Below are 13,136 nucleotides of genomic sequence, written 5' to 3'. Positions count from 1 at the left end.
TGCGCCGCTCGCTCATCTTTGGGCCGCGGCAGGCCTAAACCGCCAGCACGGCTTCGTTTTTGGCCTTGAGCTGCTCGGCCCGTTGGGCGTCGGTCAGCCCATCGGCCCCGGGGATCTGCTCGACCATTTGCTTGAGCCAGTTCATCAGTTCCTCGACCTGCTTCTCCATCGGCAGGACCCCCAGGCCCCGGGCCAGCACCTTGGCGGTGCTGCCGGAACTGGCCTGATAGACGAGCCTGCCGTGCAGGTGTTGGGGGAGGCCCTGGCGCAACAGGCGGAAGGCCGGCTCCTCCATAGGCGTCTCGAGGGCGATGTTGGGCTTCTCCGGTTTGATTCGGGAGAAGCCGCAGCGCTTCGCCAGCAGTTTCAGCTCCATGAGCTGCAGCAGGGAGATGACCGGTGCGGGGATGGCGCCGTAGCGATCCACCCAGTCGGCCGCCAGCTGGATGAGGCCATCGGGGCTCGTGCAGTCGGCCGCGGCCCGGTAGGCCGCCATCTTCTCGTCGTTGTCGCTGATCCAGTCGCCGGGGATGAAGGCGGTGAGCTGCAGATCGATCTGGGTGTCATCTACCGCGGGGATGTCCTGGCCCTGTATTTCCGCGAGGGATTCCTGGAGCATCTCCATATAGAGGTCAAAACCGATCGTCTCCATCTGGCCGCTCTGCTCGACCCCCAGCAGGTTGCCGACGCCGCGAATCTCCATGTCGCGCATGGCCAGCTGGTAGCCGCTGCCCAGCTGGGCGAACTCCTGAATGGCCCGCAGGCGTTGCCGGGCCGCATCGCTCAAGGAGGCGTCCCCTGGATAGAAGAGCCAGGCGTGAGCCTGGATGCCGCTGCGGCCGACGCGACCGCGCAGCTGATACAGCTGGGCGAGGCCGAACTTATGGGCGTCCTCAATCAGGATCGTGTTCACCCGAGGGATGTCCAGGCCGCTCTCCACGATCGTGGTGCAGAGCATCAGGTCCGCCTCGCCGGCGTTGAAGGCCACCATGGCGCTCTCCAGTTCGCCTTCCGCCATCTGACCGTGGGCGACCAGGAGCCGTAGGCCGGGGATCATCTGGCGCAGCCCTTCGGCGACCTGTTCGATGCCCTCCACCCGGGGGACGACGTAAAAGATCTGACCGCCGCGATCGAGCTCCTGACGGATCGCACTGCGCACGGCCTCTTCGTCGAGGGCGGCTAGGTGGGTTTTGATCGGCCGACGCAACGGCGGTGGCGTCGTGATCAGGCTCATCTCGCGGACCCCCGAGAGGCTCATGTAGAGCGTCCGCGGGATCGGGGTTGCGGAGAGGGTCAGGACGTCGACGTCCTTGCGCAGGGCCTTGATCTTTTCCTTCTGGTTGACGCCAAAGCGCTGCTCCTCGTCAACGACGAGCAACCCAAGCTCCTTGAACTGGGTGCCCTTGCCGAGCAATTGGTGGGTGCCGACGACGACGTCCACGGTGCCTTCACCGAGCCCCTCTTGGATCACCTTGCGCTCAGTGGTGGTGCGGAAGCGGTTGAGCAGGCTGACCTTGATCGGATAGGGGGCAAAGCGCTCGGAGAGTGAACGCCAGTGCTGCTGCGCCAGAACGGTTGTCGGGGCGAGCATCGCCACCTGCTTGCCGGCGGTCACGGCCTTGAAGATCGCCCGGATCGCCACCTCGGTTTTGCCGAAGCCGACATCACCGCACACGAGGCGGTCCATCGGCTGGGGTTGCTCCATGTCCCGCTTGACATCGGCAATCGCCTTGACCTGATCCGGTGTGGGCTCGTACGGGAAGGAATCCTCGAGTTCGTTCTGCCAGGGGCCATCCACGGGGAAGGCGAAGCCGGGGGCCTTGTGCCGTTCGGCGTAGAGCTTGACCAGGTCGAGGGCGACCTTGCGCACGGCCTTGCGGGCGCGTTCTTTGGCCTTGTTCCAGGCGGTGCCACCCATGCGGTTGAGGTCCGGCGGGCTATCGCTGGTGGCGCGGTAGCGGCCGAGGCTGCCCAGCTGGTCGGCGGCGACCCGCAGGAGGCCATCGGCGTACTGGACGACGAGGTAATCGCGGGCCTCGCTGCCAATCGCAAGCTTCTCGAGCTTCAGGAACTTGCCGATGCCGTGGTTGCGGTGCACCACGAAATCCCCTGGGCGCATCTTGTTGGGATCGACCGTTCGGCTCGCGGCCTTGCGCCGGCGCCGCACGTAGCCGCTGGCGGCCAGGGAGTGCTGACCGAAGAATTCCCGGTCGGTGATCAACGCCAACTTCCAGGCCGGCAATTGCAGGCCCTCGAGTTCGGCGGTGCCCTTCGTCTTGAGCGCGACGGGGGTGTTCTGTTCGATCAGCCGATCGATGGCCGGGTGATCGGCCGGGTTGGGGACAAAGCGGCTGATGCAGTCGTGCTCCTCCAGCAGGGCCACAGCGCGGCTGGGCTGGGCGGAGAGCAGCCAGACCCGGGCCTTCTCCTTCTGGAAGCCTTTGATCAGCTCGGCGAGCTTGCCGAATTGGTTGGGGTAGGCCGGCACTGGCCGGCTGGAGAGATCGAAGTTGTTGGGGTGGTTGTCGCTTTCCTGCAGCTCGGCCAGGTCAAAGCCTTGGAAGCCCTCGGCCGCCGCCAGGGCGTCTTCGGGGCTGCGGTGCAGGACGGCCGGCAGCTCGAAACCGAGCTCAGCGCAGACCTCGGCGTGGTGCTCGACCGCGTGATCAAACCACTGCTGGCCGTGGGAGAGGCAATGGCGCCGCTCATCGATGGCAATCAGGGTTCCTTCGGGCAGGTAGTCGAGCAGCGAAGCCGGCTCACTCCAGGCCAGGCCCATCAGCCGCCGCATCCCCTCCGGGGTGCCCCCTTCCAGCAGTTGCTCGCTGGCTTCGGGGCTGAGCAGTTGGTCAAGGCCCTCCGGCATGCCCTCGCGCAGGGCATCCGCGATCAGGGGGCCGTAGCCGCTCGGGGTGAGACGCACCACCTCGAGCGGATCGAGGGAACGCTGGCTCGCGGGGTCGAATTCCCGCAGCTTCTCAAGTTCCTCGCCGAAGAATTCCAGACGGACGGGAAGTTCGGAGCTGACCGGGAAGACGTCGACGATGTCGCCGCGACGGCTCCAGCTGCCCTCCTGTTCGATGCTCGTGACCCGCTCGTAACCCAGACGGGTCAGGGTTTCGCCGAGGGCCTCGAGGTCAAATTCATCCCCCTTGCGCAGGCTGAGGCACTGGGCCTGCAGGGCCGCCGGCGGCGGCAGGTGCGGTTGCAGGGAGCGTTCGGTGGCGACGATCGCGCAGCGGCTGCCGGCATCCAGAAGTTCGCTGAGGACCTGGAGTTGTCCCCAGATGATCTCACTGGTGGGATCAAAGGGCTCGTAGGGGCTGCCCTCGCTCGTGGGATAAAGCTGGGCGCTGCTCCAGCCCATCAGTTCCAGTAGCGCTGCCCAGCGGCCGGCCTCCTCCAGGGTGGGCACCACGACCAGCAGCGGGGCTTCGGCGCAGCCCGCCAGGACACTGCTGATCAAGGCGCGGGCTCCGCGTCCTGCCCCGGAGAGCCGCAGCCGCTCGTCCCGGGCGCACCGCTGCAGCACCTCTCCACTGAGGGGCACCTGCTGCAGTTGGCGCACCAGGGCGGAGAGGGGCATGGGGCTCAAAGCACAGCTGCCCATCTTGGCAAGAGAATGGTGAGCAGCTGAGGCCGGCTCCAGCGATGCGAGGACGTCCCCTCTGGCTCTCCCTGGCGGTGCTGCTCCTCGCCGGTGCGGGTCTGAGTTGGCTGCAGCGCGATGGTGATGCCCCCCAAGAGGAGGCCAGTGGCGGGGAAACGGCGGCGGAGCTGACCCTGCCGCTCAACTGGCAGCTGACGACCTCCACTGAGCGGGCCTTGTTTCAGCGGCTGGATCAGGCCGATAGACTTTGGCGCCCCCGATTGGAGCGTCTACCGGGTGGCGGGCAGCGCATCACCTATCGGCGCCGGGCTGGCGAGAAGCCCCTGTCCATAGCGCAATTGCGTCAGCTGATCGCCAACCCCCCAGCTACCGGAGTGAGCGGGATGCGATTGGGGTGTTGCTGCAGCAGCTCGAGCGCAGCGGCGTGGTGATCGTGGTGCGTCAGCCCAAACAAAGGGGGGCGGCCGGTGAGTGGAACCCGCGTCGGGGTGAGCTGCGGCTTCGTCCGGACGTGGCCTCCAAAGGAACGGTGAACTTCGCGCGGGTCTTGAACCATGAGGCGATTCACGTCGCCCAGAGCTGCAAGGGGGGCTCGCTCTACGCCCGCCCGCGGCTGCTGGGCCTCAGCCGCAGCTTGAGCGCCTCAGGCCGCCGCAGTCTTCAGCAGCCCCTCTACGCGAAGGTCTCCCGGGAACAGCGACTGCTGGAGGAGGAGGCCTACGCCAACCAGGAGCAGCTCAACCTGGGATGGGAGCTGCTGGCGCGGCATTGCCGGAGCCGATGAGGGTGGTCTCGAGCTGCATGTTGAACGCCAAGAGCTGCTCGTCACTGAGTTGCTGACGGCTGCTGAGTTTGAACTGCTGCTCGAGGGCTTGGCGGCCGCGGTTGGCATCCCATTGCAGGGCTGCCAGAAGGCTGTCGCTCTGCTCGAGCAGATCACGGCGCCGCAGAGGAATGGCCGCGGACGCTGGGTCGTTGCCCGGTTCGAGAACCCTCAGGCTGCGGACGTAGGACGCCAGGTCGGCGTAGCTGGTGATCCGGTTGCGGCTGGGGTGGCCAAAAGCCCGCTGCAGGTAAGTCCCCTCTTGGGTCCGGTCCCAGCCCAGGCGTTTGAGCTGCACCTCGATCTCGGCGAGCTCATCACTCCAGTCCTCGGGGTCTGCCACGGGTTCCTGCGGCTCCACCGCCGGTGGCGTCGAGAGACTTGGCTGAACGGTTTCTGCGGGTGCTGCCGGAGGCGCATCCGGCGTCGGTCTTGCCTCCGCGGCTGGAGCAACCGGCTCGTCGGCCGGAGAACGGCGCACCACGGGGTGGCGCACCGGTGGCGCTTCAACCTCCTGCGGACTCGGTGCGGCCGCCTCGGCTGAGGGTTGATGGCCGAGCCGGGTTTGCAGTTTTTCGAGGGCCCTGTCCTCAGCGAGCTCGGCGTTCTCCGCTTCGCCAAGCGCGCTCCCGAGGCAACTGGATCCCCGCCAGGCACTGAGCTGGACCACACGCTTGCCGGCCTCGGCATGCACCAGACGTGCCCGGAAGGACAGGCTGCTCTCCATGCTCGGGACCTCGGTGCGGCGTTTCTAGACTGGCGGGCCTTGGAATCCTCTGCAGCAACTGAATGGAAGCGGAGTCAATTCCATCCCTTTCACCCCTGATCCAGGCGGCGGATCAATGGGGTGAGCTGTTGGTGCTGCTCCCGCTCCTGGTGGCCCTGGAGGCGGTCCTCTCCGCCGACAATGCGATCGCCTTGGCGGCGATCTCTCGCCGGCTGCATGATCCGAAGCTCCAAGGGCAGGCCCTGAATTTGGGCTTGGGTTTGGCTCTGGTCTTCCGCCTGGTCTTGATCGCGGCGGCCCAGTGGGTGTTGGACTTTTGGCCGCTCCAGCTGCTCGCGGCGGGCTACCTGCTGTGGCTCTGCGTCACCAATTTGCGTCAGGCGGACGCGGAGGACGACGAGCCAGCCGATGACTCCAGCGCTGAGGCGGCCCAGACGGGCCTGTCCGGCGTGGTGGTCACCCTGGCGCTCACCGATCTGGCCTTTTCCCTCGACAGCGTCGCGGCGGCGGTGGCCGTCAGCGACAACCTGCTGTTGGTGATGACCGGCGGGGTTCTTGGCGTGGTGGCTCTGCGGCTCACCTCCGGGCTCTTTATCCGCTGGCTTGAGGTCTACACCCGTCTGGAAGCGGCGGGGTATTTGGCGGTCGGCTTGGTGGGGATCCGCCTGCTGTTGCGTCTGGCGGCCCCGCAGGTTGTTCCGCCGGAATGGGCGCTCTTGGGCATCGTGGCGCTGCTCTTCGCCTGGGGTTTCTCCAACCGCGTGAGCGACGCGGAGGCCGAGGGCTAGGAGCGATGCGCGTCGAATTGCGGCAGGCCGGCAGCAACCAACTGATTGATCGGCTCGAGCTGGAGGAGGTGCCCCACCCCGGCCGTTGGTTGGAACTCCCCGATCGGAGCTACCTGGTGATGCAGCGCCACCACCGCTATCAATTACGCGGCGGGCGCTACGAGCTGAGCTCGATCGCCCTGCAGGTCAAAGCGCAACGCCGTCCTGCGGATGCTCGCTGGTGGGAGGGCCGTTGGGTGATTGGTGATCCCAGTTGCAGCTTCAATGCCCGCTCGCCGCTGCTGCGCTGCGCGGTGCTGCCCGCTGGCCCCTGTGAGCGCTGTGCCCACCACAGTGCCCGCAGCGACGTGCCGTGACGGAGTGGATCTGGCATCGCGGCACCGTGGCCCAAGGCCATGGGGTGGCCTCGGGCTCAGCGCGTGAGAGCCCCTATCCGGCTGGAACGATTGCCCTGCAGTCCCCGTTGTTTTTGCAGCGCGGCTTGGACCTCAGCGATTGCTTTGCGGGGACGATCAACTTGGATTTCCCGGGTTGTCGCTGGGCCCTGAGCCAGCCCGAATGGTGCTTTGAGCAGTTGGATTGGACGCCGCTCCACCCCCCTGAGACCTTCTCGTTTTGGCGGGTTCTGTTGCGCCATGGCGAGGAGCAGCCGCGGCAGGGCTGGATCTATTACCCCCACCCCGAGACCAAGGTGCGCCATTTCCAGCGGGACGGCCGCCTGGAGTTGCTGGCACCCCCCTTGCCCGAGCTCAAGCTTGGAGCCGCGCTGGAGCTGGCGGTGGATCCGCTCCGCTGCCAGCTCGTTCCCGTCGCCCGCTTGCGCGCACGGCTGCTGGAGTTTCTGAAGTTTCGGGTTCTTGCCGCCCAGGAGACCTTCTTTCTCGAAGAGCTACCGCGGCTGCGGGCTTGGCTGGAAGAGTCCTGGCCGGAAGCCTCGGTGCTCAGCGATGCCGAGGTGCAGCTCACCCTGGATCGGGCCCGGCAGCTGTACACCGAGTCCTGAGCCGTAGGGTGAAGCTTCGCGAGGTTTGCTTATCTCCTCCCCCGATCGTTCCCCCCGGCGTCGGCGCCGGCCCGCTCCGGTGAAGCGGCTGCCGACCACTGCCCAGGCGGCGGCCGAGGCCCCCGTGGCTTTGCCCCCTGTGGATGAGGAGCAGCTCGCGGAGTCTCCCTTCACCGCCCTTGGTCTGGGGCGACCGATCGTCGAGGCGGTGCTGCAGAAGGGCTACAGCCAGCCGTCCTCGATTCAGCAGCAGTGCATTCCAGCGGTGCTGGCCGGCCGCGACGTGATGGCGGCCGCCCAGACCGGCACGGGTAAGACCGCTGGCTTCACCCTGCCGATGCTGGAGCGGCTCCGCCACGGCCCCCATGCCCGCGCCCGGATTGTGCGCTCGCTGGTGCTGACCCCGACTCGGGAGCTGGCGGCCCAGGTGGCCGACAACGTCAAGGCCTACTCCCGCCATCTGGACCTGCGTTCCGACGTCGTGTTCGGCGGGGTCAAGATCAACCCCCAAATCACCCGCCTGCAGGCCGGCGCCGATGTGCTGGTGGCGACGCCGGGTCGCCTGATGGACCTGGTGCAGCAGGGGGCGATCAGCCTGGATCGCGTCGAAATCCTGGTGCTCGATGAGGCTGACCGGATGCTCGACATGGGCTTCATCCGCGACATCCAAAAAATCCTGCGCCTGCTGCCCGCCAAGCGCCAGAACCTGCTCTTCTCGGCCACCTTCGAAGCCTCAATCCGTCGCTTGGCGACGGGGTTGCTCCACGACCCCGTTCAGCTCCAGGTCACCCCTGAGAACCGCACGGCGACCACGGTCGAGCACATCCTTCACCCCTGTGACATGGGGCGTAAGGCGGATTTGCTCTGCCATCTGATCGCCAGCAATGACTGGCAGCAGGTGCTCGTCTTCTCGCGCACCAAGCACGGGGCCAATCGCGTCGCCGATCGCCTCACGGCTGAGGGCATGGCGGCGGCGGCGATCCACGGCAACAAGAGCCAGGGAGCGCGTACCCGTGCCTTGGCGGGGTTCAAGAGCGGTGAGCTCCGGGTCTTGGTGGCCACCGACATCGCCGCCCGCGGCATCGACATTCACCAGTTGCCCCATGTGGTGAACCTGGACCTGCCGAACCAGGCCGAGGATTACGTCCATCGCATCGGTCGCACCGGTCGGGCTGGCCACAGCGGCCACGCCGTCTCCCTGGTGGCCGCAGAAGAGCACGAGCTGCTGCGGGCGATTGAGCGGCTCACCGGCAAGAAGCTCCCCAAGCAGGAGATTCCGGGCTTTGAGCCCACGGTGCTCTCCGCTCCTCCCCTGGATCTCAGCGGCGGCCGCGGGCGCTCCAGCCGTGGTGGCGGCGGCAACCGTGGTGGTGGTCCGAGCCGTGGACTACGGGCAGGTGCCAGCCGCGGTGGGCGTCCCGCGGCACGCTCCTCCTCGCGCCGCCCTTGAGCCGGCGTGGGGTTTGATCCCAGGCGCTGGTCCGCAGAGCCGCGCCCGCAGCAGCGGGTCACGAGCAACGTGGACGCGCTGCTCCAAGAGAACGAAGCCCTCAGACGCGAGGTGCGCCAGCTGCGGCGGCAGCTCGAGTTGCTGCGCCAGCGGCCGGAACCGAGCCGCCAGCATTGGTGGCGGCAGGACCCTCCGCCACCGCAAGCGCTGGTGACCTCCGCCCAGGTGGAGCGTTGGGGGGCGGCCCTGGCGGAGCAGAAGGGCTGGACCGTGCTGCGGCAGAGCGGTCTTGAGCAGTTGATCGAGCAGCTGAACCGCAGCAGCTTTCTGCCGCAGTTGAACCTGCAGCAGCGCCTCGATCACCTGGTGCCCGGTTTGGGCCGTGATCTCTATGGGGCGATGGCCACCCCGTTCAACAAAAAGCGCTGTGCCGTCTTGGCGGCCTTTGCCCTTTACGGCGTGAGCGCGATCGAATGGCTCGATGACGACCCCCAGCGGGTGGTTTTGGAGCTGCGCCAGCGGCAGGGCTCGCGTCAGAGCAACAACCGCAGGACGCGCAGCGATCAGCGCCGCACGGACCGCCAGCAGCAGTCCAGCAACGGCAGCACTGGCGACCGCGGACGGGACCCGCAACGGGTGGCGGCTCTATCCGTGCTGGGGTTGGAGTGGGGGGCCTCCAAGCAGGCGATCAAGCAGGCCCATCGACGCTTGGTGAAACAGCACCATCCCGATGTGGGCGGGACGGCGGAGGCCTTTCGGCGCGTGAACGACGCCTATCAGTTCCTGGTGGCCTAGTCCCCCAGTCGGTCGCCGGCGACTGCAGCGAGTTGCTGCAGCAGCTGGGTGCCCTGGCTGGCACTTTTCCCTTCCAGCTGCGCCGCGCGGATCAAGAGGGGACAGCCCGAGCTGGCCACCACGAACCCCGTGGAATCAACGCACTCCAGCACGGTCCCGGGTGTATGGCTGGAGCTCTCCCCCGCGTTGAGTCCCCACCGCTCCGCCAGGGCCTGGGCCTCTGGGCTGAGGTCCTGCTTCAGGCGTTTGATCAGGGGTTCAGAGGAGAGCACCTTCAGCCGCTTCCCCTTCCAGCTGCTCGTGGCCGCGGGGTAGAGCCCCATGATCTGGCGGTGGATCGCAAGGGCGGACGCCGACCAATCGATCTGGGCGTCTTCCTTCGTGAGCATGCGGGCGTAGGTCATGCCCTCGTCCGGCTGTGTCCGGACCCCCAGCCGTGCGAGGCGCTCCGCTTCAGGACCGGGGCCCGCGGCTTCGATCAAGGGCAGGGCCTCCACCAGGAGCTCACCGGTGAGGCGTGCCAGACGCTCGGCCAGCTGGTGGGCGTTCTCGCGTAGGGCGATCGAGATTGCACGCTCCAGCAGCACCGGGCCGGTGTCGAGACCCTCCTCCATCGCCATGATCCCGACGCCGGTCTCGGCGTCGCCTTCGATCAGGCTCCATTGGATTGGACCGGCGCCGCGCCAGCGGGGCAGCAGCGAGCCGTGGCCGTTCCAGCAGCCCAGGGGCGGTTGCTGGAGGACCTCCTTCGGCAGGATCTGGCCAAAGGCGACGACGACGTAGACATCAGCCCCGAGCGCGGCGAGCTGCTGCTGGCAGTCGGGTTCCTTGCGGATCCGCTCGGGCGTGAAGACGGGCAGACCCAGCTCCACGGCCCGAGCCTTGACTGGGGAAGGCACCAGTGCCTTTCCGCGCCCCCGCCGCCGGTCCGGTTGGGTGACCACACCGACCAGTTCGTGGCGGGCATCAACCAGCGCATCAAGGCTGCTCACGGCGTAGGCCGGGGTACCCCAGAAGAGGATCCGCATCACTGCTCGTTAGCCCTCGCCGGTAATCGATAGCCCCTCCACCCAGACCATCGGACAGAGCCCATCGGGGGTGACCTTGGCGTCGCCCTCAAAGCCGACGATGGCGCTCAACACCTGGCGGATGTCGCCGGCCACGGTGGCGGCCTCAATCGAGCGGGTTTCGCCGCCTTGGATCAGCCAGCCATCGAAGGGCAGCGAGAAGGAGCCCTGGCTGGCCTTGACCCCCGCGTGCAGGGCCGAGAGGGAGTCGATCCAGATGATCGGTTGGTCGGCCTTGAAGCGATCCAGGCCGCTCTGGCCGCCAGTGCTGCCGGGGGTGGGCCCAATCTCAAACCAATCCGGTCCGACCGAGACCTTGGCGCCGAGGCCCGCATGGCCGGTGGGCTCCACGCCGAAGGCGCGTGCGGTGGCTTCGGAGTGGAGGAAGTTCTTCAGAACGCCCCCCTCAAGCAGGGCCAACTTGCGGGTCGGGGTCCCCTCGCCGTCGAAGTTGGAGGCGCCGATGTTGCCCGGGTGCAAGCCGTTGTCGTGGATGGAGAGGAAGGGCACCGCCAGGCTCTGGCCGATGGAGTCCTTCTGGCTGAGGCTGACCCCATCGAGCACCGAGCGGGCGTTGAAGAGGTTGCTGAAGGCGCCGATCAGGTCCAGAAAGGCCTCGGGACTGAGGACGCAGGTGTAGCGGCCGGTCTCCACCGGGGCGTAGTCCAGGTGGCTGATGGTGCGCTCGGCAGCCTCGTCGATGCAGCCGGCAATGTCGAGGTCCGAGGCGCCGTAGGCCAGGCGAACAGCACCGGAGCTGCGCGGTTTACGGCCAGTGTCCTCGGCTCGTGCGTAGAGGTAGATGCTGGCGGTGGTCAGCTGCTGCTGGCGGCAGGCCCCCTCGCTGTTGAGGTAGATGCGCTCGCTGCTGCGCTCCGCCAGGCCGTTGTAGGGCACGGTGCTGATGGCCTGGTGGCGACCGAGCAGGTCCTGCTCAGCGGCCTTGAGCTGCTCGAGCAATTTGAGAATGCCCTGGGGTTGATGCAGCGGTTGATCCAGGGCGGTCAGCGGCGCTGTCGCCAGGGGCGAGAAGGCCGGGGTCTCCAGGGCGTTGCCGAATGCTGCGGCATCCCGGGCGCCGGAGAGGGCCCGCTCCAGTCCGCTCGGGGAGAGGTCGGAGGTGCTGGTGGTGCCCACCAGACCGTCGCTGTTCCAGACGCGGATCGTGATCGAACTGCGCTGGGCTCCTTTCAGTTGCTTGGGTTCGCCGCGGTCGACCTGGACGGAGGTGTCCGTGCTGCAGGCCGCCCCCAGGTCCCACTGGCGGATGCCGTGTTGGCTGGCGATGCCTGCCAGTTGGCTGCGCAGGTGTTCGGCGCTGAGGGTTGCGTTGGTGTTGCTCATGTCAGCGGCCCCCCACGGTGATGGAGTCGACCTTGATGTGGGGTTGTCCGACGGTCACGAAGATGCTGCCGCTCACCGAGCCGCAGAAGCCTGCGGCCAGTTCCAGGTCATTGGCGCACATGGAGATGCGTGGCATCACCTCCTTGGCTTCGCCGATCAAGGTGGCCCCCTTCACCGGCTTGGTGAGCTTGCCGTCCTCGATCAGGTAGCCCTCCTCCACGGCGAAGTTGAACTGACCGGTGGGGCCGACGCTGCCGCCGCCCATGGATTTGCAGTAGAGGCCGCGGTCCACTGAGGCGATCAGGTCCTCCGGTTGATGGGGACCTGCCGCGATGTAGGTGTTCCGCATGCGGCTCGCGGCCGCAAAGGTGTGGCTCTGGCGGCGGCCGCTGCCGGTGCGCGCGTGGCCCGTGCGCAGCTCGCCGGCCCGGTCGCTCAGGAAGCGCTTGAGGACGCCGTTCTCGATCAGGACCGTGCGCTGGGCCTCCTGACCCTCGTCATCCATAGAGAGGGAGCCAAAGGCGCCCCCCGTCAGCCCTTCATCGATGGCGGTCACAGCCTCGTGGGCGATCGGTTCGCCGACCTTCTCGGCGAAGGGGGTGGTGCCGCGCTCCACCTGGGTCGTCTCCAGCAGGTGGCCGCAGGCCTCGTGGAAGATCACACCGCCGAAGCGGTTGGCGAGCACCGCTGGCATCTGACCGGCTTCGACGTAGTCCGCGTAGAGCATGTTCCCGGCGCTCGTGCAGACCTCGTCAGCGGCCTGGGCCACGTCCCACTGACGCAAATCATCCGGGCGGTCCGAGGTGCCGTAGCGCCGGCCCACCCCCGCGCGGTGATCACCATCGGCAGCCAGGACATTGAGGCCGACTGATTGGTGCAGACGGATGTCCCGTCCGAAGGTGCCGTCACTGGCGGCCACCATCACCTCCTGCCAGTCCCGGGCGTAGCTGCCGCGGCGGGCCTGCAGATGCTTGCCCTTCTGCTCTAGCTGCGCGGTGCCGTCGAGCAGTTTCTGGGTGGTCTCGGTCAGCTCCGGGCAGCTGCTCAGCCAGAGCCCCTTGTCCAGCGCGAAGTCCCGGATCGCCGGCAGGCCGTCAAACCCACTGCGACCTGCCCCACTGACATCCAGTCCCAACATTCCCAGGGCCTGGGTCAGCGCCGTGGTCAGTCCGGCCTCGCTGAGGTCATTGGTGCTGACGAAGCCATCCTGTTGGTCTCGGAAGACCCGGATGCCGGCGCCCATGCCAAAGGCGGGGGTCACGCTCGTGATCGTGTCCTGCTCAGCGAGGACCCCGAGGTGATCGGTGCGTTCCAGAAAGATTTCAACCAGGTCAGCGCCGGCGGCTTTGCCCAGGGCCAAGAGGGCCTCCAGGCGGGGACTCCAACGCTGATCAAAGGGGCCGAGCAGCAGCTCTGCGTGGGAGGGAACGGAGGCAATCACGCGGGTTATCGACGGTTGGGCATGGACGGCAGCCGGCCATCACGGTCCTAGCAAAAAGGCCCTGGCCGAAGCGACCAGGGCCTCTCCC

General features: G+C 67.3%; 12 protein-coding genes. 7 read left to right on the top strand and 5 right to left on the bottom strand.

The window, feature by feature from the left end:
• Positions 1-34: 34 nt before the first annotated feature.
• Positions 35-3,586 (bottom strand): transcription-repair coupling factor, encoded by a 3,552-nt coding sequence (gene mfd / locus H0O22_RS04660; protein WP_185187821.1) that lies wholly within the window; start codon positions 3,584-3,586, stop codon positions 35-37.
• A 65-nt stretch (positions 3,587-3,651) separates the two neighbouring features.
• Between mfd and H0O22_RS04655 the strand changes: the two genes are divergently transcribed.
• Both H0O22_RS04655 and H0O22_RS04650 read left to right on the top strand, forming a co-directional pair.
• On the top strand, positions 3,652-4,041 hold the full coding sequence (locus tag H0O22_RS04655; protein ID WP_185187820.1) for a hypothetical protein: 390 nt from the start codon (positions 3,652-3,654) through the stop codon (positions 4,039-4,041).
• Positions 4,005-4,394, top strand: a complete 390-nt coding sequence (locus H0O22_RS04650; protein ID WP_185187819.1) for a hypothetical protein — start codon at positions 4,005-4,007, stop codon at positions 4,392-4,394. Before H0O22_RS04655 ends, H0O22_RS04650 begins: the two co-directional genes overlap by 37 nt.
• On the opposite strand, the gene H0O22_RS04645 is transcribed toward H0O22_RS04650, so the two are convergent.
• Positions 4,348-5,160, bottom strand: a complete 813-nt coding sequence (locus H0O22_RS04645) for a hypothetical protein (protein ID WP_185187818.1) — start codon at positions 5,158-5,160, stop codon at positions 4,348-4,350. The two genes, H0O22_RS04650 and H0O22_RS04645, sit on opposite strands and share 47 nt — an antisense overlap.
• A gap of 62 nt (positions 5,161-5,222) precedes the next feature.
• On the opposite strand from H0O22_RS04645, the gene H0O22_RS04640 reads away from it, so the two are divergent.
• From H0O22_RS04640 to H0O22_RS04620, 5 genes are all read left to right on the top strand, one after another.
• Complete coding sequence (locus H0O22_RS04640; RefSeq protein ID WP_185187817.1) at positions 5,223-5,948, top strand: DUF475 domain-containing protein; 726 nt, start codon at positions 5,223-5,225, stop codon at positions 5,946-5,948.
• A 5-nt stretch (positions 5,949-5,953) separates the two neighbouring features.
• The gene (locus H0O22_RS04635; RefSeq protein WP_185187816.1) at positions 5,954-6,304 is read left to right on the top strand and encodes a DUF6464 family protein; all 351 of its coding nucleotides are present in this window, start codon (positions 5,954-5,956) and stop codon (positions 6,302-6,304) included.
• Complete coding sequence (locus tag H0O22_RS04630; RefSeq protein ID WP_185187815.1) at positions 6,301-6,951, top strand: hypothetical protein; 651 nt, start codon at positions 6,301-6,303, stop codon at positions 6,949-6,951. The genes H0O22_RS04635 and H0O22_RS04630 overlap by 4 nt, the downstream gene beginning before the upstream one ends.
• Before the next feature lie 184 nt (positions 6,952-7,135).
• Complete coding sequence (locus tag H0O22_RS04625) at positions 7,136-8,401, top strand: DEAD/DEAH box helicase (RefSeq protein WP_255439554.1); 1,266 nt, start codon at positions 7,136-7,138, stop codon at positions 8,399-8,401.
• Between the two features lie 6 nt (positions 8,402-8,407).
• Complete coding sequence (locus H0O22_RS04620) at positions 8,408-9,196, top strand: J domain-containing protein (protein WP_185187814.1); 789 nt, start codon at positions 8,408-8,410, stop codon at positions 9,194-9,196.
• Here the strand turns inward: H0O22_RS04620 and fmt are convergent.
• Genes fmt through H0O22_RS04605 form a run of 3 tightly spaced genes read right to left on the bottom strand, consistent with a single transcriptional unit; the run spans position 9,193 to position 13,048 of the window.
• Positions 9,193-10,224, bottom strand: coding sequence for a methionyl-tRNA formyltransferase (gene fmt, locus H0O22_RS04615; RefSeq protein ID WP_185187813.1), 1,032 nt, complete (start codon positions 10,222-10,224; stop codon positions 9,193-9,195). The genes H0O22_RS04620 and fmt overlap by 4 nt on opposite strands.
• Before the next feature lie 9 nt (positions 10,225-10,233).
• Entirely contained in the window at positions 10,234-11,607 is a 1,374-nt protein-coding gene (locus H0O22_RS04610; protein ID WP_185187812.1) for a TldD/PmbA family protein, read from the bottom strand.
• A 1-nt stretch (position 11,608) separates the two neighbouring features.
• Positions 11,609-13,048, bottom strand: a complete 1,440-nt coding sequence (locus H0O22_RS04605; protein ID WP_255439474.1) for a TldD/PmbA family protein — start codon at positions 13,046-13,048, stop codon at positions 11,609-11,611.
• Between the last annotated feature and the right edge of the window lie 88 nt (positions 13,049-13,136).

The organism is Synechococcus sp. LTW-R, assembly GCF_014217875.1.
In the GTDB taxonomy this organism is placed as follows: domain Bacteria; phylum Cyanobacteriota; class Cyanobacteriia; order PCC-6307; family Cyanobiaceae; genus Vulcanococcus.
Note: the sequence above shows the minus strand (reverse complement) of the source record. Positions and strands in the feature narration are given on the sequence as shown.

What these genes read in the sequence shown, in the direction of transcription:
- mfd (WP_185187821.1), bottom strand. Translation starts at nt 3,586, where the DNA reads ATGCCCCTCTCCGCCCTGGTGCGCCAACTGCAGCAGGTGCCCCTCAGT.
- H0O22_RS04640 (WP_185187817.1), top strand. Translation starts at nt 5,223, where the DNA reads ATGGAAGCGGAGTCAATTCCATCCCTTTCACCCCTGATCCAGGCGGCG.
- H0O22_RS04655 (WP_185187820.1), top strand. Translation starts at nt 3,652, where the DNA reads ATGCGAGGACGTCCCCTCTGGCTCTCCCTGGCGGTGCTGCTCCTCGCC.
- H0O22_RS04610 (WP_185187812.1), bottom strand. Translation starts at nt 11,607, where the DNA reads ATGAGCAACACCAACGCAACCCTCAGCGCCGAACACCTGCGCAGCCAA.
- H0O22_RS04645 (WP_185187818.1), bottom strand. Translation starts at nt 5,160, where the DNA reads ATGGAGAGCAGCCTGTCCTTCCGGGCACGTCTGGTGCATGCCGAGGCC.
- H0O22_RS04635 (WP_185187816.1), top strand. Translation starts at nt 5,954, where the DNA reads ATGCGCGTCGAATTGCGGCAGGCCGGCAGCAACCAACTGATTGATCGG.
- fmt (WP_185187813.1), bottom strand. Translation starts at nt 10,224, where the DNA reads ATGCGGATCCTCTTCTGGGGTACCCCGGCCTACGCCGTGAGCAGCCTT.